The sequence below is a fragment of the Streptomyces sp. NPDC005774 genome (genome assembly GCF_042871645.1).
Taxonomy (GTDB): domain Bacteria; phylum Actinomycetota; class Actinomycetes; order Streptomycetales; family Streptomycetaceae; genus Streptomyces; species Streptomyces pratens.
In genome coordinates this window covers 56,619-73,916 of record NZ_JBIAIV010000002.1, presented here as the reverse complement: position 1 = coordinate 73,916, position 17,298 = coordinate 56,619, and the positions used below count along the sequence as shown (strand labels likewise).

22 protein-coding genes, 1 tRNA gene and 1 pseudogene are annotated in these 17,298 nt (G+C 70.7%); 3 read left to right on the top strand and 21 right to left on the bottom strand.

The window, feature by feature from the left end; translation table 11 throughout:
- Window positions 1–15: 15 nt before the first annotated feature.
- A tRNA-Lys gene (locus ACFYQA_RS02525) sits at window positions 16–88 on the top strand.
- A gap of 339 nt (window positions 89–427) precedes the next feature.
- A complete protein-coding gene (locus tag ACFYQA_RS02520) occupies window positions 428–661 on the top strand; it encodes a helix-turn-helix domain-containing protein (protein WP_388218613.1) in 234 nt (77 codons plus the stop codon).
- 180 nt (window positions 662–841) lie between these two features.
- Here ACFYQA_RS02520 and ACFYQA_RS02515 read toward each other — a convergent pair whose 3' ends face one another.
- Window positions 842–1,051 (bottom strand): hypothetical protein, encoded by a 210-nt coding sequence (locus ACFYQA_RS02515; protein WP_388218610.1) that lies wholly within the window; start codon window positions 1,049–1,051, stop codon window positions 842–844.
- Window positions 1,048–1,344 carry a hypothetical protein gene (locus tag ACFYQA_RS02510; protein ID WP_388910520.1) on the bottom strand — a complete coding sequence of 99 codons (297 nt, stop codon included), beginning with the start codon at window positions 1,342–1,344 and terminating at the stop codon, window positions 1,048–1,050. The genes ACFYQA_RS02515 and ACFYQA_RS02510 overlap by 4 nt, the downstream gene beginning before the upstream one ends.
- Window positions 1,345–1,558: 214 nt before the next feature.
- On the opposite strand from ACFYQA_RS02510, the gene ACFYQA_RS02505 reads away from it, so the two are divergent.
- Complete coding sequence (locus tag ACFYQA_RS02505) at window positions 1,559–1,801, top strand: GntR family transcriptional regulator (protein WP_388218605.1); 243 nt, start codon at window positions 1,559–1,561, stop codon at window positions 1,799–1,801.
- 102 nt (window positions 1,802–1,903) lie between these two features.
- On the opposite strand, the gene ACFYQA_RS02500 is transcribed toward ACFYQA_RS02505, so the two are convergent.
- The 19 genes and pseudogenes from ACFYQA_RS02500 to ACFYQA_RS02410 all read right to left on the bottom strand — a co-directional run bounded on the left by ACFYQA_RS02500 (window position 1,904) and on the right by ACFYQA_RS02410 (window position 17,289).
- Window positions 1,904–2,281 (bottom strand): hypothetical protein, encoded by a 378-nt coding sequence (locus ACFYQA_RS02500; protein ID WP_388218602.1) that lies wholly within the window; start codon window positions 2,279–2,281, stop codon window positions 1,904–1,906.
- Entirely contained in the window at window positions 2,271–2,702 is a 432-nt protein-coding gene (locus tag ACFYQA_RS02495) for a hypothetical protein (protein ID WP_388218600.1), read from the bottom strand. Before ACFYQA_RS02495 ends, ACFYQA_RS02500 begins: the two co-directional genes overlap by 11 nt.
- Window positions 2,702–2,959 (bottom strand): hypothetical protein, encoded by a 258-nt coding sequence (locus tag ACFYQA_RS02490; RefSeq protein WP_388910515.1) that lies wholly within the window; start codon window positions 2,957–2,959, stop codon window positions 2,702–2,704. The genes ACFYQA_RS02495 and ACFYQA_RS02490 overlap by 1 nt, the downstream gene beginning before the upstream one ends.
- 3 nt (window positions 2,960–2,962) lie before the next feature.
- The gene (locus tag ACFYQA_RS02485) at window positions 2,963–3,178 is read right to left on the bottom strand and encodes a hypothetical protein (RefSeq protein WP_388910512.1); all 216 of its coding nucleotides are present in this window, start codon (window positions 3,176–3,178) and stop codon (window positions 2,963–2,965) included.
- Window positions 3,179–3,306: 128 nt separating this feature from the next.
- Window positions 3,307–3,918, bottom strand: a pseudogene (locus ACFYQA_RS02480) (N-acetylmuramoyl-L-alanine amidase); the annotation flags it as partial.
- 61 nt (window positions 3,919–3,979) lie between these two features.
- On the bottom strand, window positions 3,980–5,812 hold the full coding sequence (locus ACFYQA_RS02475; RefSeq protein ID WP_388910509.1) for a glycerophosphodiester phosphodiesterase: 1,833 nt from the start codon (window positions 5,810–5,812) through the stop codon (window positions 3,980–3,982).
- A gap of 11 nt (window positions 5,813–5,823) precedes the next feature.
- On the bottom strand, window positions 5,824–6,456 hold the full coding sequence (locus ACFYQA_RS02470; RefSeq protein WP_388910506.1) for a hypothetical protein: 633 nt from the start codon (window positions 6,454–6,456) through the stop codon (window positions 5,824–5,826).
- A gap of 8 nt (window positions 6,457–6,464) precedes the next feature.
- A complete protein-coding gene (locus ACFYQA_RS02465) occupies window positions 6,465–7,391 on the bottom strand; it encodes a hypothetical protein (protein WP_388910503.1) in 927 nt (308 codons plus the stop codon).
- Window position 7,392: 1 nt separating this feature from the next.
- Entirely contained in the window at window positions 7,393–8,538 is a 1,146-nt protein-coding gene (locus tag ACFYQA_RS02460; RefSeq protein WP_388910500.1) for a phage tail protein, read from the bottom strand.
- A gap of 1 nt (window position 8,539) precedes the next feature.
- Complete coding sequence (locus tag ACFYQA_RS02455) at window positions 8,540–9,433, bottom strand: hypothetical protein (protein ID WP_388910497.1); 894 nt, start codon at window positions 9,431–9,433, stop codon at window positions 8,540–8,542.
- Between the two features lie 9 nt (window positions 9,434–9,442).
- Window positions 9,443–13,798 (bottom strand): phage tail tape measure protein, encoded by a 4,356-nt coding sequence (locus ACFYQA_RS02450; RefSeq protein WP_388910494.1) that lies wholly within the window; start codon window positions 13,796–13,798, stop codon window positions 9,443–9,445.
- Between the two features lie 4 nt (window positions 13,799–13,802).
- Window positions 13,803–14,108 (bottom strand): hypothetical protein, encoded by a 306-nt coding sequence (locus ACFYQA_RS02445; protein WP_388910492.1) that lies wholly within the window; start codon window positions 14,106–14,108, stop codon window positions 13,803–13,805.
- Between the two features lie 116 nt (window positions 14,109–14,224).
- A complete protein-coding gene (locus ACFYQA_RS02440; protein WP_388910489.1) occupies window positions 14,225–14,548 on the bottom strand; it encodes a hypothetical protein in 324 nt (107 codons plus the stop codon).
- A 110-nt stretch (window positions 14,549–14,658) separates the two neighbouring features.
- A complete protein-coding gene (locus tag ACFYQA_RS02435; RefSeq protein ID WP_388910486.1) occupies window positions 14,659–15,321 on the bottom strand; it encodes a phage tail protein in 663 nt (220 codons plus the stop codon).
- A 62-nt stretch (window positions 15,322–15,383) separates the two neighbouring features.
- Entirely contained in the window at window positions 15,384–15,767 is a 384-nt protein-coding gene (locus ACFYQA_RS02430) for a hypothetical protein (protein ID WP_388910483.1), read from the bottom strand.
- Window positions 15,767–16,072, bottom strand: coding sequence for a hypothetical protein (locus ACFYQA_RS02425; RefSeq protein WP_388910480.1), 306 nt, complete (start codon window positions 16,070–16,072; stop codon window positions 15,767–15,769). Before ACFYQA_RS02425 ends, ACFYQA_RS02430 begins: the two co-directional genes overlap by 1 nt.
- Window positions 16,069–16,407 carry a hypothetical protein gene (locus ACFYQA_RS02420; RefSeq protein ID WP_388910477.1) on the bottom strand — a complete coding sequence of 113 codons (339 nt, stop codon included), beginning with the start codon at window positions 16,405–16,407 and terminating at the stop codon, window positions 16,069–16,071. The genes ACFYQA_RS02425 and ACFYQA_RS02420 overlap by 4 nt, the downstream gene beginning before the upstream one ends.
- On the bottom strand, window positions 16,407–16,952 hold the full coding sequence (locus ACFYQA_RS02415) for a mobile element protein (RefSeq protein ID WP_388910474.1): 546 nt from the start codon (window positions 16,950–16,952) through the stop codon (window positions 16,407–16,409). The genes ACFYQA_RS02420 and ACFYQA_RS02415 overlap by 1 nt, the downstream gene beginning before the upstream one ends.
- A complete protein-coding gene (locus ACFYQA_RS02410; protein ID WP_388910471.1) occupies window positions 16,939–17,289 on the bottom strand; it encodes a hypothetical protein in 351 nt (116 codons plus the stop codon). The genes ACFYQA_RS02415 and ACFYQA_RS02410 overlap by 14 nt, the downstream gene beginning before the upstream one ends.
- Window positions 17,290–17,298: the final 9 nt, after the last annotated feature.

Genomic DNA, 17,298 nt, shown 5'->3' with positions numbered 1-17,298 from the left:
AGGCAACATCGCCTGGGGCCCTTAGCTCAATTGGCAGAGCAGTGGACTTTTAATCCATTGGTTGTGGGTTCGAGTCCCACAGGGCCCACCGGTTGGACCCCAGCTCACGCGGTAACCGAGCTGGGGTCCTGTCCGTTTTGACTCCCCGTCATGATCGCTAGCTGGCCCGCTGCTGGCCCGAAAGGTCGGCGATTGCGTGAGCGTGCGCGAGCGGGGCGAGATCAATCGCAGCAAAGGAAGGGGCGGTCACCTCACGGGGTGACCGCCCTTCCCTGCGTCCAGCGTCCTCTCCTGGGGCACCCTCCCGGGTGGCCGCAACGCCTTCGGCAGTCTGCGTGACCGCTCCTGCATCTCAGCACAAGCAAGATCACAAATAGCCTGCTGTCACCAGGCTGACACAAGATCGTCACGGCCACAGCGTGGGCAGGTGCCCGCAGATCAGCCCGAGGACGAGACCGACCGCGAGATGCTCCGCATCGGCCGGCGCATCCGTGAGGTCCGCGAGCACCAGGGCCTCACCCAGGAGCGGGTGTTCCTGGCGGTGCCGATGAACCGCGCGCACTACCAGGACATCGAGGCCGGGCGGGCGAACCCGACCCTGCGGACGCTGCTGCGGATCGCTCGTGCGATCGGTGTGCCACTGTCCGAGCTGGTGGGGTGAGCGGGCCGCCCTGTACTGCTCGCCGTCGGGCGGCCCGCTCGTCCTGCCCTGCCTCTGGAGGAGGCAGGGCAGGGGCTTGGGTGAGCGGCCCGCCCCGCGACGGGGGACGTCGGGGCGGGCCGCTCGGTCCCGCTCTCGGCACGGCCGGCGGGCTACGTGCCGGGAGCGGGGGTTAGTGGGCTACCAGCGGGGGATCTTGTGCTCGTGGCTCGGGTGCCGGCGTATCCACACATTGCAGTCGGAGACGCGCGGGGGGTCGCCCGCCTTCTTGGCGGCGTCACGCTGGCCGGCCAGATGCTGGCACGTCTTGCAGCCGGGCACGGGGTCGGGGTCGGTGAGCGGCAGGCCCAGATGCATGGGGCCGTCCATCGCGATCTGTCGCCCGGTCACGGCCTGCTCTCCCGTCGGTCCTCGAGGGCCAGGTCGCGCAGCGCGCGCCGGTCCGGGCAGCGGGCCTTGTTGCGGATGCAGCTCTGGCAGTGGCGTGCGTGCAGGAGAAAAATACGGCGCGCCTCCGTGCAGACGCACGGGGTGCAGCCGCGGGGCCAGATGCGGCCTCCCGACGTCATGCGCTCGCCGAGGTCGCGTGCCGTCTCGGCGGTGAGCAGCGTCTTGCACCACACGCAGGCGGCTCCGCGTCGCTCCGCGTCGTCCAGGCCGATGACCTGCGGCAGCGGCAGCATGGGTAAGGCGCTGGAGTCTGTCCGTGGGGTGGCGGATTGCGTACTCTCGTCCATGGCGATGCCCCTCGTAGCGTCGTCCACGCCCCCGGCCGGTTGCACGGCGCGGGGGCTTCGTATGCCCGGGACGATACTCCTAGTGCTGGGTAGTACACCCTCGTATCTGGCCCTTTACTACCGATCGCGGCCCCACCATGCCCGTGCCTACGGTGCACGCATGATCGAGTGGGAGGCTGACCGACCCCGGTGGGAGCAGATCGCCGACGTGATCCGTGCGCGGATCGCGGACGGCACGTACCCGCCCCGGACCCGCGTGCCCTCCGTGCAGCAGCTCGTCGCCGAGTACGGGGTCGCGGTCGACACTGCGCAAAAGGTTCTTGCCCGGCTCCGTGACGAGGGCACCCTGTACACGGTGCGCGGCCTCGGAAGCTTCGTCGCCGACTCCCCGCCCCAGACATGACGAAGTGCCCCCGCCCTCCCCCATGACGGGGAAGGGCGGGGGCATGCGGGATGGGGGCGAGTCGTCCCGGGCCGGCCTCCTACGCCGGGGCCGGTCCGGGGCTCACAGTCCCACGTCGTGGAGGTAGGGCCGGGCTTCGTTAGGTATCGGCTGGGGCGGCGGCGGGGGCTCCAGCCGGGACTGGCGGGCGAAGGACACCATCGTGCGCAGCCAGCCGGCCATGTACCGGATGGTGACGTCCTGGGCAGTGATGCGCTCGCGGTCCTGGTCGGCCTGCTGCCGGTCCTGCTCAGCCTCTCGTTCCAGGCGCTCGATGTGCTGGCCCAGCCGGTCGGTGACCGCGGTGAAGTCGTCGCGTCGCTCGGCGCCGCGCGGGCGGCGGGGCTGGCGGCGGCCGATGATGGCCGTCACCGCCCCACCGGCCGCGGTGACGAGGGCGACGGCGAGGGCGCTGAGCGCGGTCAGCATCTCAGGTCTCACGGGGTGGCTCCGATCGTGCCGGGGGTGGCTCGTCCCAGCCGATGGCGACCAAGCACACCGCCCCGAACGCGCCGAAGATCATTGCGACGACCCACCCTCTGGGGCTCGCGCCGAGCGGCCACCAGGACAGCAGGTACGCCATGGCCCACGGGGTGGCGATCAGCCAGATCCCGAGGAAGCCGGGCCAGTCCCGGCGCGGGGGGAGCCAGGCGCAGGCGAGCGCGATGACGCCTGCGGTGATCCAGACCCACCCCCAGAAGTCGAGCGGTCTCATCTTCAGGAGCAGCGCCAGGCCGTCTTGGTCGCCGGTCGGCTGGACGATCTGCCCGGAGCCGTAGCCCGCGGCCATGATGCCCTTGAGAGTGAGGAGCGCACCGCGGCGGCCCAGCCGGGTGCTGAGCCGCCGGGCCGCCGTGCGCATCAGACGCCCTTGGCGAGGGATGCGCTGTTGGTGACGTCGCGCCAGCGGGCGACGAGACCCTTGACGAGGGCGAGGCCGGCGCCGACTCCTCCCGCTGCGGCGGCATGCCACATGCTGCCGTCGAGGGGCTGGGTGACGACGATGCCGCCGATGAACGCCTGCAGGCCGGTGGCGAGGACGCGCTCGAGAAGGTCGCGGCCGTAGGAGGCGGCGGTCTTCACGACGGTCTCGGTGCTGGGAAGGCTGATCTCGGACATGGGTCAGGACTCCTTCGGGAGGTCGAGGGCGGCGCGGACGGCAGCGTCCTTGGACTCCAGCAACTTGCGGAGCGCAACGGATAGCTCGGGCCCGGGCGGCAGCATCGTGTTCAGCCGGTGGGCCAGCTCGGAGAACGGCATCGAGACCGCCTGAAGGTGGGGCGGGAGGTGAGTGAACTCGAAGTACCGCAGGATCGGCGGGAGGGACTGTTCGGACATGGGTGCCCTCACTTCTTCTCGAGCGCGGTGACGCGCTTCTCCAGAGCGGTGAGCCGCTCCTCGGTGGTGGGCGGCTTCGGGGCCGGGGCAGGCGGCTTGGCCGTGCCCGGCGACCAGCTGGCGGGGTGCTTGAGGCGCTCGGCGACGCGAGTGCGGATGGTGCTGTGCCCGGGGTAGCCCGGGCCGCGCGGGTCGACCTTGCCGGGCTGCCACTCCTCGTGAGCGATGACGGAGATGGTGCCCTTGCCGTCCTTGTTCCAGCCGTGTTCCCGGAGCACCGCGGCGGAGGCGCGGACGATCGCGTCGACTTGGGCGGCCGGCCAGGGGTCCTTGTTGTCGCCGAGGTTCTCGCACTCGAAGCCGTAGAAGTGCCGGTTGCCGTCGGTGTTCTGCTCGTTGTCGGCGGGCAGCCCCTTCTCTGCGATGACCGCGCGGAGGACGTCGTCGTCGCCGAGGCCGGCGTGGTTGGTGCGGCCGTAGCCGACGAGGTGGACGCGGCCGTCCTTGGTGATGACGCCGTGGCAGAGCGGGCCGGGCAGGGTGGAGTATCCGTGGCGGCATATGTCGACGGTGCGGGCGCTGCCCTGTGTGACGGTGTGGTGGATCATCACCCCGTGCACCGGCCCCCACGGGCCCTTCGAGTTGCGGTTGTGGTCGCGCCAGTCGCCGACCTCGACGACCGTGAGCCCTTCGGCCTTCAGCGCCTTGATGAATGCGTCTGCGGACATGGGTGGTGCCATCAGGCCTCCAGGGCATGAGAAACGCCCCGGCCGGGGCGCGGGGCGTGTGGGCGGGAGTGGGTCAGGTGGTGCTGATCGAGTTGATCCAGATCAGTCCGGTCGCCGATGCGGCGTAGTTGCGGCCGACGTAGATGTACCAGGGCACCCGGTGGGTGGAGTCGGTGACGGTCGTCGTCAGCCCGGCGATCTCCGGCACGGACAGGGTGATCTGCGTCGCCGTGAGGACGATCCGCAGCGTGTAGACCGTGTTCGCGGTGAGCGCCGTCCCGGCGGTCGTGTTCGCGAGCTGTGTCGAGGTGCCGCCGGTCTTGTTGTCCCGCCAGATGCGCAGGCTGCGGTCGTTGCTGATCTGGAACGTGTAGCCGTCGTGCAGGATCGCCGAGCCGGACAGCACAGTCGGCGCGTCGTCCGCGCCGATGTGCACGGAGAACAGCGACCAGCCGGTGCTGCCCGCGGTCGGAAAGCTGAACTTGACGTCGATCGTCGTCGTCGCCGGGGCCGGGGACACTTCGCCGGCGAGCAGTACCACGGCGTCGGGGGCGGTGTTGGAGGCGGGCGGCGGCAGCGGGATTCGCCCGGACGCGTCCAGTACCGGGCGGGCCGCAGCTGAGGGCACATACCCGTAACCCCACTGCCCGCTGGAGAACGAGCTGGTGGTGCGGCGTGGGATGCGGCCGGACACGTATCCGGGGTAGTCGGTGATGATGCCGCGGCAGCCCAGTGCGAGCGCCCGTTCCCGTTCCGTGCGGCGCACGAGGGTGTGCGCCCACACCCCGAGCGGGTAGTCCTGCGCGACCGCGGCGGTGATCTGCGCGTCGGTGCCCGCGATGTCGATGTCCAGCAGATCGGCGCCGGTCGCCTTGATGGTGGCCGCATTGTCGGTGGCCATCTGCGCTGTCGACCGCCACAGGTGCGCCAGACACCCCGCGCTCTTGATCGTCGAGACGATCGCCGTGTTGTTCGTGTTGATCAGCACCGACCGTTCCAGGCGGCGGGCGCGGATCATCGCGGCGATCGTCGCCACCCCGGCCGCGTTCTTCGCCTCCACGGTCATCACCCGGCGGCCGCCGAGTTCGTCCAGGACCTGCTCCACGGTGTGCAGCGGCAGATCGGGTGCCTGTGCTGCGAACCACGCCGACGGGTCCGAGCGGAGGAGCGACCATTGCGCCGCGTTGAACAGGCTGACGTTCCCGGCGGCCTTGGTGGTGCGGTCCACGGTGGCGTCGTGCATCAGCACGGGCGTGCCGTCGCCTATCACCTGCGAGTCGATGTCGAGGACGTCGGCCCACGGCATCGACCCGCGCAGCGCGGCGAGGGTGTTCTCGACGCCTTCGCCGGCGCCGCCGCGGTGCGCGTCGTAGACGACCGGCGGGAGAGTGTCGATGGTGGCGACGGCCGGCAGCCGGGAGGTGACGGCGGCGATGGCGTCGCTGGCGTCGACCCGAGCCTGCCCGGCCTGCTCGAGCGCGGCCTCCGCCGCGGTGGTGGCGGAGGCCGCGGACGCCTGCGCGTTGGACGACGCGGTCAGCGCCGTCCCGGCCTGCTCCGCTGCGTCGGCGGCGGCGACTGCGGCGCCGGTCGCCGCTTGCAGGGCCTCGGTGGCGACCTCCCGCCCGGACTCGTACCAGGACACGGTGCGTCCGCCAGTGGCGAGGTACTCGTAGCGGATCTGCGGCCACTCGCACATGAACGTGCGGATGGCGCCCGGCGCCTCGGACCCGGCGCTGTTGCTGCGCAGCTGGCCGATCGGGGTGCTGCCGTCCGCCTCGTACAGCTGGGTGACCAGGGCGCCGCTGGCGGCCTCCCGCACCTGTACGGGGTAGTCGGGGACGACGTCGCCGGTGATGGTGGTGAGTACGGCGGACGGGTTGCCGCCGAAGGTGTACAGAGGCATGATCCGCCTTTTCAGTCGAGCCAGTAGAAGCCGGAGATGTCGGCCCAGAACACGCCCGCGGTGCCGCCGTCCTGCATGCCGTCCTGGCTGTGCCAAACCAGGGAGCCGCGGTTGCCGTTGATGTTGCCGTCCTGGTCGGGGGAGAACACTTCGACCCTGCCGACGCCGGTCATCGGGTCGCCGGTGAGGCTGCCGCCGCCCGCCCACATGGCGAGCTGCTTGGGGATCGCTGCGGTGGGCACGCTGCCGAGCCGGCCACCGGCAACGGGCAGCAGGGTCCCGTCGGCGCGGGCGATGCGGCCCCGGGTCCACACCCGGCCCTGCCAGATGCGGAGCTGGGGGGTGGTTTCCCCGGCGACGTAGCCGGAGGCGAGGGTGACGGGCTGCCAGGCGGGCAGCGGCTCCCAGAGCGTGATCCACGTGTTCGTCGTGTTGCTGGTCTTGATCCAGGTGGTGCCGTTCGGGGTCACCGCGACGGTCCGCGCCGGGGCGCCCGCCAGCCGGGTGTTGCGGTCGGCCTCGTTGGTGACGTGCTGCCACAGCCGCGGGTCGATCGCGGCGGCGAGGTCGGCGAGGTGTCCGGGCGTGGTGGGGCTGTCGCCGCCGCCCGGGACGGGCAGGCCGGCGTATCCGATGGTCGCCACAGGTGCTCCTACGAGAAGGTGATAGTGATCTTGCCGCCGGTCACGGACATGTAGTCGGTGCTGCCGGTCGCGTAGATGGCCAGGCCCCGCGCGGCCCCGGAGGCCAGCGCGGCCGCCCAGGACCGCGGCAGGGTCGCGGTGCCCTTCGCGCCCACGGACAGGCGCAACAGCGCCTCGGGCCCGTCCCCGAGGTTGAGCTGACCGGAGGGCGGCGAGGCGTGGCCGTGCAGGTATAGGCGGACGGGGCGCTTGGCGTTGACGCCCGAGCCCGTCTTGCGGGTGAAGGCGACCTTCATGGACGCCACGGTCTTGCCCGCGCATGCTGCCTGGATCGACGTGCCGTAGAACCATCCGCCGCGACGGTTGCCGCGGCCGGTCCAGTCGCCCTGTGTCGGTGCGGAGGCGTAGTCGTCCGGGCGGCCGCCGCGCCACGTGCCCGAGCTGGTGGGAGAGATGGTGACCGGCCTCGGTGACGGAACGGCCGGTGCCGGCGGTGACGGGTCGGCGACGGACCCGACCTGGAAGTAGACCTCCAGGCGGCCGTCGACCTTACGGACGTGGACTGCGGAGGCGGCCTGCCAGCCCGAGCCTGCGGGGGCGCCGGTGCCGTAGGTCGCCGCCCGTACCACCTGCACGTCGCGGGCGGCCTGGACGGCGAGCCGCTCCACGTCGGCCTGCTCCGTCTCTGCCGGGTCGTCCCCCAGCCGCCACAGGACGACGGGGACGGCGCCGCGGCGCACGGCCACGATGTCTCCGGCCTTGCGGTTGCGGTAGGCGTCCGTGCAGGCGACCCCGTACAGTTCGGCGCCCTGCATGAGCAGGTTGACCCGGCCGTCCTCGGTGACGTCGAGGACCTCCGCACTGACGGTCTGCAGGCCGCCGGTGGCAGTGCCCAGCGCGTCGAGGTCCTTGCCCAGCTGGTCGCGGATGCTCACGTCACACCCTCCTCGTACTGGTGCGGGTCTGGCAGGCCATCGACACGCCGCCCAGCGTGTAGGGGTTGGAGTCGATCAGGTGCCGCTCCCACACCCCGTCGGCGACTTCGACCAGGACGACGTCACCCGGCTCGAGCGCCGGATTGCACACCGCGGTGAAGGACAGGGAGGCCTGCACGCCCAGGGAGTCGGCGAGTTGCGCGGCCGCCACGTCGCGCGCCTGGTCCAGGCCGGTGATCAGGGGTGAGGTGTAGCGGCCGGTGCGCACCCGCACGCCGGGCAGTCCGAGCCGCTGCGGCGCCAGCGGATCCTCCACCGGGTCCGGTCCGGCGTAGGTGATCGATTCGGGGTCGTCGTCCCACCGGAACACCGGGCCGACCGCCTGGTCCCCGCTGCCGGCGTCGCCGGTGACGGCCCACAAATTCCGCACCCCTTCAGCCGTCTCCTCTTCGGAGGGTTCGGCGGTGACCAGGTTCCGGGGGATCTCCCACACCACCGGGTCGGCCAGGGTGGGCACCGGGGCGACTGTGGGGATGCCGCGGGCGTCGCAGTACGCCTCGGCACCGAGCGAGGCGGCGATGCCGGTGGATGTGCCGGAGGTGTCGGTGCCGCCGGAGACGGCCGCCCACCGGTCCTCGTCCACGACGAACGCGGGCATGACCGTTGCGGTCTTCACCCCGTCGTGCCAGGCGATCGGGGAGCCGGGCAGGGCCTCACCGAGCAGCTGTTCGGCGCACGCCTGGGCGGTGTCCGGGCCGATGGTGCGCGCGATGGGCAGGCTCGCCCCGCGCACGATGTCCTCCCGGCCCAGCAGATCGAGGCTGACCCCGAGGCGGGTCCGCTTCAGCCGGTCGACGGTGTACCGGCCGGCGGGGATCCACTCCACATCGCGGCGGGGCACCCGGATGCCCTGGAACAGCCGGATCTCGGTGGTCACCGAGTTGATGCCGTGCCGTCCGCGCGGGGCGTCCAGCAGCTCCACGGATGCCGCGTAGCGGACCTCGGCGGTGCGGTCCGGGGTGATCTGCCCGGCCCCGAAGGCGACCGGCTGCCACGTCTGCCCGCCGTCGTTGGACCACTCCGCCAGCACCGGGCGGGCGGTGGCCTGCCCGAGCGCGCCCAGCGCGGCCCCAGAGATGGGCAGCACGTCAGGTCACCACGCCGTTCGTCGCCAGCGCCACATAGCTGGAGTACGACGCCGTCACGGCGTCGTAGCTGGCGAACTGGGCGGCCATGGCGTCATACGACCAGCCCGGGGCCCGCATCGGCTGCCCGGCCGTCGCGGGCCGCTCGATGGGCTCGATGGTGAAGGTGACCGTGTAGCCGCCCGTCGCCCCGAGCTTGCCGGTGGGCTTCTCCCCCACCTCCCCGGGCACGAAGAACCGGTCCAGGATGCGGTAGCCGGGCCGCACCTGCGCCAGCAGCACCCCGGAGCGGATCAGCTCCCGGAACCGCTCGATGTCCTGGCTGAGGACGTCGACCTGTACCGCCTCGGACGGCGCCGCGGCCGTGTCGTAGGCGACCGCCGTGTACGGACTGCCGGTGCGGTCCGCGACCTCCTGCCGGGCCGCGCTACTGGTGCCCTGCGCCGGCCCGTACATCACCCGCATCGACAGGCCGGGCTCCTCCAGGGACTTCAGCCACAAGTCCTTCGTCTGCGCCGGCGCAGGGGCGGGCACCACCAGCCCGAGCGACGACGACGGCCCCCAGCTGCCGTCCGCGTACTGCGGGCGGGCGGTGTAGGCGACGGCCACCCCCAGCGGCGCCTCATGGTCGTAGCCCTGCCCGACGCCGTCCAGCGCCCACGCCAGATCCGCCGAACGGACCGGGACCGGCACACCGCCGCCGGGGTCCTGCCGGGTGATGAGGGTCCTCACCACCTGGCCGGCCCCCGGCAACGGCACCGCCCCGCCCGGGTAGTCGACGCCCAGGTAGACGCCCGCCCACTGATCGTCCACGACCGCAGTCAGCCAGCCGTCCGGACTGGTGACCGTGGTGGGCAAGCTGATCTGCGGCGCCGACGGGTCCACGATCATCGGCATGGCTGCCTCCTACCTCTTCGATCCGGACCGCTTGGCGCGGCGGACATCTTCCAGGCCGGCGTCGACCCGGTCGGACACGTAGGCCCGCAGGACGGTGCCGTCCTCCACCACCAGGTACAGCGGCCCTGACGGCAGGCCACCGGACGCACCACCGGAGGACGCCCCGGAGGTGACCGGGACGACCCCGGCGGGCACCGCCGATGCGCCCAGGCGTGCGGCGGCCGACTCGATGGACGGCCCGGCGGCGACCATTCCGGCGACCAGTCCGGCCCCCAGGTCCTTGCCGGCCTCCGCACCCTTACGGGAGGGACTGCGGGCGTCGATGCCCTTCTTCGAGCGGATCGCCTTGACCGCGCTCGCACCGAGCTTGGCCATGGCCGCCTTGACTTCCTTCTCCTGCGCGATGAGACCGGCCAGGAAGCCCTTGGCGGCGTCCTTCCCGGCGTCGTGCAGGGAGTCCGCGATGCTGCGCCCGTAGGACGTGGCGAGCCTGCTGCCGGACACGTACACCGTGTCGAGCTGCTTGATCTGCGCCTTGCTGGCCCTGCTGAGCATGTCGATCAGGGGGCCACCGGGGCCCTGCTCCACCAGCTGGCCGATCAGGTTCTGGCTCAGCCCCTTCTTGGCCAGCCCGGCGATCTGGGCCTGGAAGGTTTTCAGGTCCGCCTGCCGGGTCTTCATGGAACTGAGCAGGCCGTTGAAGTCGGTGATCTCGCCCACCTGCGACATGCCCAGGTAGTCGGTGGCCGACTTGCGCTGGTCGTCGGCGGCCTGCCGGGCGGCGGCGATCCGCTTGCCCAGGCCGTCGCGCAGCGTCGCCATGGTCTGGAGCCGCTTGGACGCGCTGTTCACCGAGGCGATGAAGCCCTTGCTGCCGATACCGGCCGCCTTGAGGTCCTTCGTCAGTTCCTTGGACGCCTTGGCGATGGCGGCCGCGGACCCGGTCAGGCTCTTGGTGAAGTTGGTCAGGTCGCCGGGGATGTCCTTGCGGGCCTTGGCCCTCGAGGACGCGGTGCCCTTGGCGAAGCCGCGGGCACCGATGCCCTCCCACATCCGCAGCGATTCGGCGTGGTTGTAGACCTCCTCGCCGCCCTTGAAGCGGACCAGTTCGGGGCCCTGCTCGCCGACCCAGGCGACCTCGCCGGCGCGGGGCTTGCCGCCGTCGGCGTAGCCCTTGGCCGCGAAGCCGTACCGGTGCGTGAACATCGAGTCGCGGTACGAGCGGGCCCGGGAGCCGACCACCACGCCGTCGCCGCCGCGGGATTCCACGTTGACGCCGTTGATGGTGCCGGCGGTGTGCCCGACACCGGCGTTGGTGATGCCGATCTGGTACGGGGAGCGCTTGTTGAGCACCCAGCCGCCCGGAGCGGTCGCCCCGGAGAACGCGCCCGTGGCCCACCTGCGGTGCGGGGACTGGCCCCGGATGACGGACTCGATCGCGGACACGAACCCGGAGCAGTCCCAGCTGGGGTTGCCGTTGCCGCCCCACTGGTAGGCCTTGCCCGCCTGCGTGCGCGCCCAGGCCAGCGCCGACTTGAAGCCCTTCCCGCCGATGCCGGCCTTTTCCATCTCCTTGTCGGCGTCGCCCGAGTAGCCGACGATCGTCTTGATCATCCGCTGCGGGATCCCGGTCACCATGTCCCGGTACACCGAAGCGGACCCGCTGATCTTGTTGATCAGGGGCTTCACCACGGCGTTCAGACCGGCCACGGCGGAGTTCTTGATGCCGTCCTTCAGCCAGCCGACCCCGGACTTGGCCAGGTCGACGCCCTTGGACGCGGCGTTCTTCACCCAGCCGAAGATGCCGCCCTTGGCGAAGCCCTCGCCCTGGAACGGGCGCAGCGACTGACCGCGCATCGCGGCCGCGTTCACCGCGAGCAGGCGTCGCCGCTCATACGGGTCGCGCATTGCCTCGGACACGGCCACACCCTCGCCGCGCCGCATCGGCACCAGCTGGTCGTCACCGTCGCGGTACGAGGACATCCCGGGCAGCACACCACCCCGGGCGAAGCCCTTGATGGCGTCCAGCTTGGGGGCGCCGAACTTGCCCGCCACGGCGTTCCACACCTTGACGATTCCGCCGTTGTAGACGGTGTCGATGATGAACTTCACCGGGGTCTTGGCGATGCCCTTGACCTTGTCCCAGGCCGCTTTGATGCCGCCGCGGGCGACGTCGAAGGCGCCGGCCACGGACTTGGTCGCAGACTTCAGCCGGTCGAACACCGGCCGGATGCCCGAGTTGTAGACGGTCGAGATCACCGACTTGATGGAGTTGAACGCCGGTTTCACGCCGCTGTTGTAGAGCCACTTGAAGACCGCTCCGACCGCGCGCACGCCGGTCGACAGGTAGCCGAAGTAGAGCTTGACCCCGGACCACCAGAGCTTCGCTCCGGCGACGATCCACCCAAAGACCGGCTTGACCCCGTTGGTCCAGAGCCACTTGAAGACCGACCCGATGGCGCGCACGCCAGTCATCAGGGCGCTGAAGTACAGCTTCACTCCGGACCACCACAGCTTGGCCCCGGCGACGATCCACCCGAACACCGGCTTGATCGCGGCCGACCACAGCCACTTGAAGATGGCGCCCATCACCTTGACGTACAGGTAGACCGGGGTGAACACGATCGTGATCAGGATCGTGGCCAGGAGTTTCGCGCCCGTGGCGATTGCCGAGAAGACCGGCGACAGGACGCCCCACAGCCAGGACACCCACTGTCCCAGCGTGCGCATGCCGGCCATGAACCCGTCGACCAGGGGCTTGATGCCGTTGGTCCACAGCCACATCGCGCCGGTCTTGATGGCCTCCCAGGCGCCCAGCACGATGTTGCGGAACGTCTCGGACTTCTTCCACGCGACGACCAGGGCGACGCCCAGGGCGACCAGTGCGATGGCGATCAGCGTGAAGGGGTTCAGTGCCATGACGGCGTTCAGGACGGCCTGGGCTGCGGCGAACCCGGAGGTGACCGCGGTGCCCACAAGGATCGCGGCCCGGTAGACGGAGAACACGGCGGTCACGAAGCCGGTGGCGATGGCCTGCGCGTTCAGCGCCAGGGTGACACCGCCGATCAGAACGGCGAGCGGGGTCAGCCAGATACCCCAGTCCTTGAACCAGCGGATCGTGCCGCCCACAATCTCGCCGAGCGTCTTGACCACGGGCACGACGTAGGTGTCGACGAATCCGGCGAAGTCCTTCACCTTCGGCAGGACGTCGGAGTGCAGGAAGCGGCCGAAGTCCATCAGCTTTGGCAGGACATGCGTGCTCAGGGCGTCCCCGATCGCCATGAGGGACTTGCGCTTGAACGTCTCGAACTGGGTGCCGACGTCGCTGCGCAGACTGTCGCCGGCCTTCTTCGTCGCCCCCGAGAAGTTGCCGATCTTCTTGGACGCCGTGTCGACATTCAGGGAGAAGATCGACGCCCCGAGGTCCTCGCCCGGCCCGCCGAACAGGTCCTGTACGGCCTGCGCCTTGGTCGTCTCGTCCGGGACCTTGCGCAGCCCGTCGAGGATCTGGTCGAGCGCCTTGCGGGCGCCGGGCCCGCCGTCGGCGATCGCCTTCATCACGCCGCTGCCACCCAGGCCGATGGACGATAGTGCGTCCTTCACCGCCTGGTCGCCGCCGGTGATACGTAGGTACAGCTCCTTGAAGGAGTCGCCGATCTTGTCGGTGTCCCAGGCGCCCGCGTCCAGGCCCTGCGACATCAGCCCGAGCGCGTCCTTCGCGTCCAGGCCGAAGTTCTTCATGAACGGGCTGTACTCGTTGAACGTCTCGGCCAGGTCCTCGGCCTTGACGCCCAGGTTCTGGAAGCCGTAGGTCATCGCGTCGACGGCCTCGGTGCCGTCCTTGGCGAAGCCGGATTTCACCATGGAGGCGGCGGCCTTGGTGGCCATGGTGACGTCCTGGTCGAAGAGCGTCGCCAGGTCGGAGACCGCAGTGGAGATCTTGCCGATCTCCTTGGTCGACGCGGAGGAGTCGACCAGGCCGGAGCCGAGAACAAGTTTGACGGCCTCGGCGCCCTCTTCGATGGTCTCCGTGACCGAGGACGACCAGAGCTTGCCCGCGACCTCGCCGGCCTTCTTGGCGTCCTGGGCGGAGATGTCCAGCTGGCCCTTGATGGTGGCGGCCGCCTTGCCCTTGGCCAGGGACGTCTCCAGCCCCTTGACGACCAACGCCCCGGCCGCCGCGCCCACCGCGATGGCCCCGGCCGCCACCGCCGCCTTCATCCCGCTCATCATCGACTCGCCGCCGGCCTCGCCAGCAGACTGGGAGGCCTGCGCGACAGGCTCCCCGATCTGCTGGTTGAGGGACCGGCCGAAGCCGCTCATGTTCGGCAGGACGTCGACCCACACAGCACCAGCGCGGGGCATGACCTCACCCCTTCTCTGCGGTCTTAGGCGCAAGCTGCGCTGCAATCTGTGCGTGCTCAGCCAGAAGACGAGTGCGCTCTTTGCGCTCCTTCTTCTTCCGCTTCTCCGCCGCACCTGGCTTCTCTGGCCGCCACACCGGATCCGGGTACGGCTGCGGAGGCTTGTTCTCCGCCCGGTTGGCGTTGCGGAAGTCGGTCGACAGCTGCGCGATCCCGTCGACCAGGCCCGCCAGCATGAAGTCGCTGTGCTGCCAGTGGTGGCCCGCCAGCTTCCGGGCCAGGGCACCGTTCGGCGGCAGACCTTCCACCATCACGCGCAGCTGGCGCAGGGTGATGTCCCCACGCCAGAACTCGGCGATGGGATCGCGCGGCGCGTAGTGGTGCAGCAGGTCAGCCTCGACGGCCTCGGGGTGGCGCCCGAGGACGTCTAGGACCGTGTAGGGCGCTTCTTGATCTGCCCCTGCATGTCCTGCTGCACGGCGAGCATCAGCAGCCCGATCTCACTGTCGGCGTGGCCGGCGGCCCGGTACTTCTCGTACTGCTCCTCACCGAGGATCGCGAGTGCCTTGGCGTGGGCGTTCTCGGCGGCGTCGACCTTCTTGTCCCACTCATCGTCGGTGAACAGGGGGTGGGGGAAGGTCAGGACGTCGTCGGTGTCGGTCTCGAACTCGACCTGGTCGCCGCCGACCGCCTCGGTGAACTGCTGCTTCACTTCGGACAGGCGGTAGCGCTTCTTGTTGGGCTTGCTCATGGTCTTCTCGTCTCGCTTCTGGGGGGCCTTGGGGTGAGCGGGTGGAGACGCAGCGGCGGCGGGGCTCACCCCAGTGGTCCGCCGCCGCTGCGCCGGTTTGCGGGGAGACGTCACGGCGTCTCGGGCTCCTCTGCGAAGTCGCGCCATCCGGGGCCGTCGATCCACGTGATGGAGTCCGTGCCAGCGATGTCGTCGATGTACGCCTGGTAGGTCACGCCACGAGAAATTTCCCCCGTGCGCGTCCACTGCTCGTCCTCACGTCCCGTGCGCAGCGCGCTCGGAAAGTGCCGGACGATGTAGATCGGTTTGCCGGTGGTTTTATTGAGGTCGCGGGCTACGAACAGCAGCCGCCTGTACCGGGTGGGCGGTGTCCTCGGCCGCGACCACGTCCAGGTCGCCGTGCCGAGGTCGGGCAGTGCCTCGGCGCCGGACAGCGGCAGGTTCTCGTACAGGGCCACCGCCGCGGCGTTGGTCTCCTGCGGCACCCACTGCGCGGTCTGCGTGTCGGTCTCCACGTCAGAACGTGTCGGACTGGCGGACTGCCCAGACTCGACGTCGGAGGTGGACAGGTCACCGGAGAAGGTGACGCCGTCGGTGCTGGTGTACCCGGTGGACAAGTAGCCGGCGGGCAGAGCCTGGAACACACCCGCTTCGTCGAACGGTTCCGAGACCGGATCTGCCGTCATATCGGCAGCCCAGATTTGGTAGGTGAGTGCCTTACGGATCCGCGACTGGCGCAGATCCGAGATGGCTTCGAAGTCAGCGGCCGGCATCGCGGCCCCCTTCCATGACGATGCCCCCGCGCACGTGCGGGGGCGGGGATGGTTGCTGTGCGTCAGGCGTCGGTCCTGGCGCGGGTCGTGAGCGTGTAGGTGGCGACCGCCCGGCGGACCGCCGGGTTGCCGTAGGGGACTTCGACGGGCCGGGTCTCGGTGTCGACGCTGTCGATGACGACACCGCCCGCCATGGTGGCCGCCAGCGCGTGCACAGCCGCGCGGGTGCGCTCGGCGAGCTGCCACATGCTGGCGCGGTCAGCGCCGAAGGCTTCGGTGTCGACCGTGACGGTGTCGGAGATGTGGTCGTCCGCGCCGCCCGCGATGCGGACCACGACGACCGGCAGCAGAGTTTCGACCTTGGCCGGGACCTCGTCCGTGACGCGGACCCCGGCCAGTCGCGGACGTACCCCCTTCAGGACGGCCAGCTCCATGTCCGGCCACATCAGCCCTCCCCGGTGCGGGCCGCCCGCCCGAGGACGCGGCGACGGTCGGTGTTCGAGGACCCGTATTCGTGATCGCTCGCGTCCTCCCGGTCGGCGATCACCTTCGCGGTCGGCCGGCCGCGCGGCCGGATCTCCTCCGACACGGTGATCGAGTCGGCGAACTCCTCGCCGACCTCCGACCGGGCGAGGGCCTTGGCCCGGGGCAGGATCTCGTCTGCCTTCGCGCGCAGGGCGCCGCGCACCTGCTGGGACCGCATGACCTCGGGCAGGCACGACTGGTCGAACTCGAACCTGATGCCGCTCATCCGCTCACCACCTTCAGGAACGCCTCGGTGTGGTCCAGCAGCCCGCCGAACGAGCCGTGCTCACCCGGCTCGCCGTCGACCTCGTACAGCACCCCCCGGAACCGCACCCGGGACGTGGGAGTCAGGACCATGCCGGGCGGGCCGGCCAGCCGCCAGCGGGTGACGACCTGCGTGCGGCCGTCGTTCTGCTCGGTGCTCGAGACGGGTTGCATGTTGCAGTCCGGCACCTCCCGCTCGCGGTCCTCGTAGACGTCGTGCCCGCGGTCGTCCTCGCCGGTCAGGACCCGGTCGATGACCGTGATGGTGTGCCGGCGCAGCGGGTTGTCCAGCACCATCAGGCGTCGTCTCCCCGGTTGAGGCGGTGCGCCTCGACGGCGGCCCGCCACTGCTCGGTGATGCCGACCGCCGCCGTGGCCGCGAAGGACACGGACTCGGTGCCGGTGGTGATCTGCTGGATCGCCGGATCGGTGCGGTAGATGACGCGGGCCTGGTCGACGACCACCTCGGCGACGTCCTCGGGGATCGGGTCCAGGCCGTGGTCGTAGGTGACGGTGATCTCCGCCCACTCCGGCCAGCAACCGGCCGGGTGCAGGAGCAGCCCGGCCTGTCGCCGTACCTTCACGCCCTCGAGGGCCTGGCCGTCGACCTCCACGGCGGTCACCCGCCGGACCGGAGCGGCCGGCAGATGCAGCACCGCCTTGCCGGTCCCGTCCAGGAACACGGTGTCGTCGGTAACCAGGCTGACGGGATGGCGGACCTGCCCGCGAAACCGGCGAGACGCGGCCCGCAGCGCAGCCAGCAGCTGCACGTCGGTCGCCGGTTTCTTCAGGAGTGCGGCCAGGTCCACCGGGTCGGCCAGGTACGGCTCAGGCCCCGCCACCGCTGCCGCCCGCCGCCCGCGTGCGGGCCTCCTGCATGAACTCCTCGCGGCGTTCGAGCAGGCTCTTGCGCTTCTCGCCCTGCGCCTCAATGTCGAGCACGCGGGCGGTCTCGTCCTCGTCGGTCTCGGCGAGGTGGGCGATGACCTGGAGGACGGTGTGTTCCGCCGGGTCGAACCCGTCCTGCTCCTGCTTCCCCTGCGTGCGCGGGTCCGCCTGCGCCTGGGTGAGCGGGGGCGCCTGCCCGCACGCGGGCGGGGCCGTGCGGGCGCGGTAGCGGGCCGCGTCCTCGGCCCGCACGCGGATCCCGTCGATGGTGATCATCTTGTGTTCGGGCATGCCGCTGTC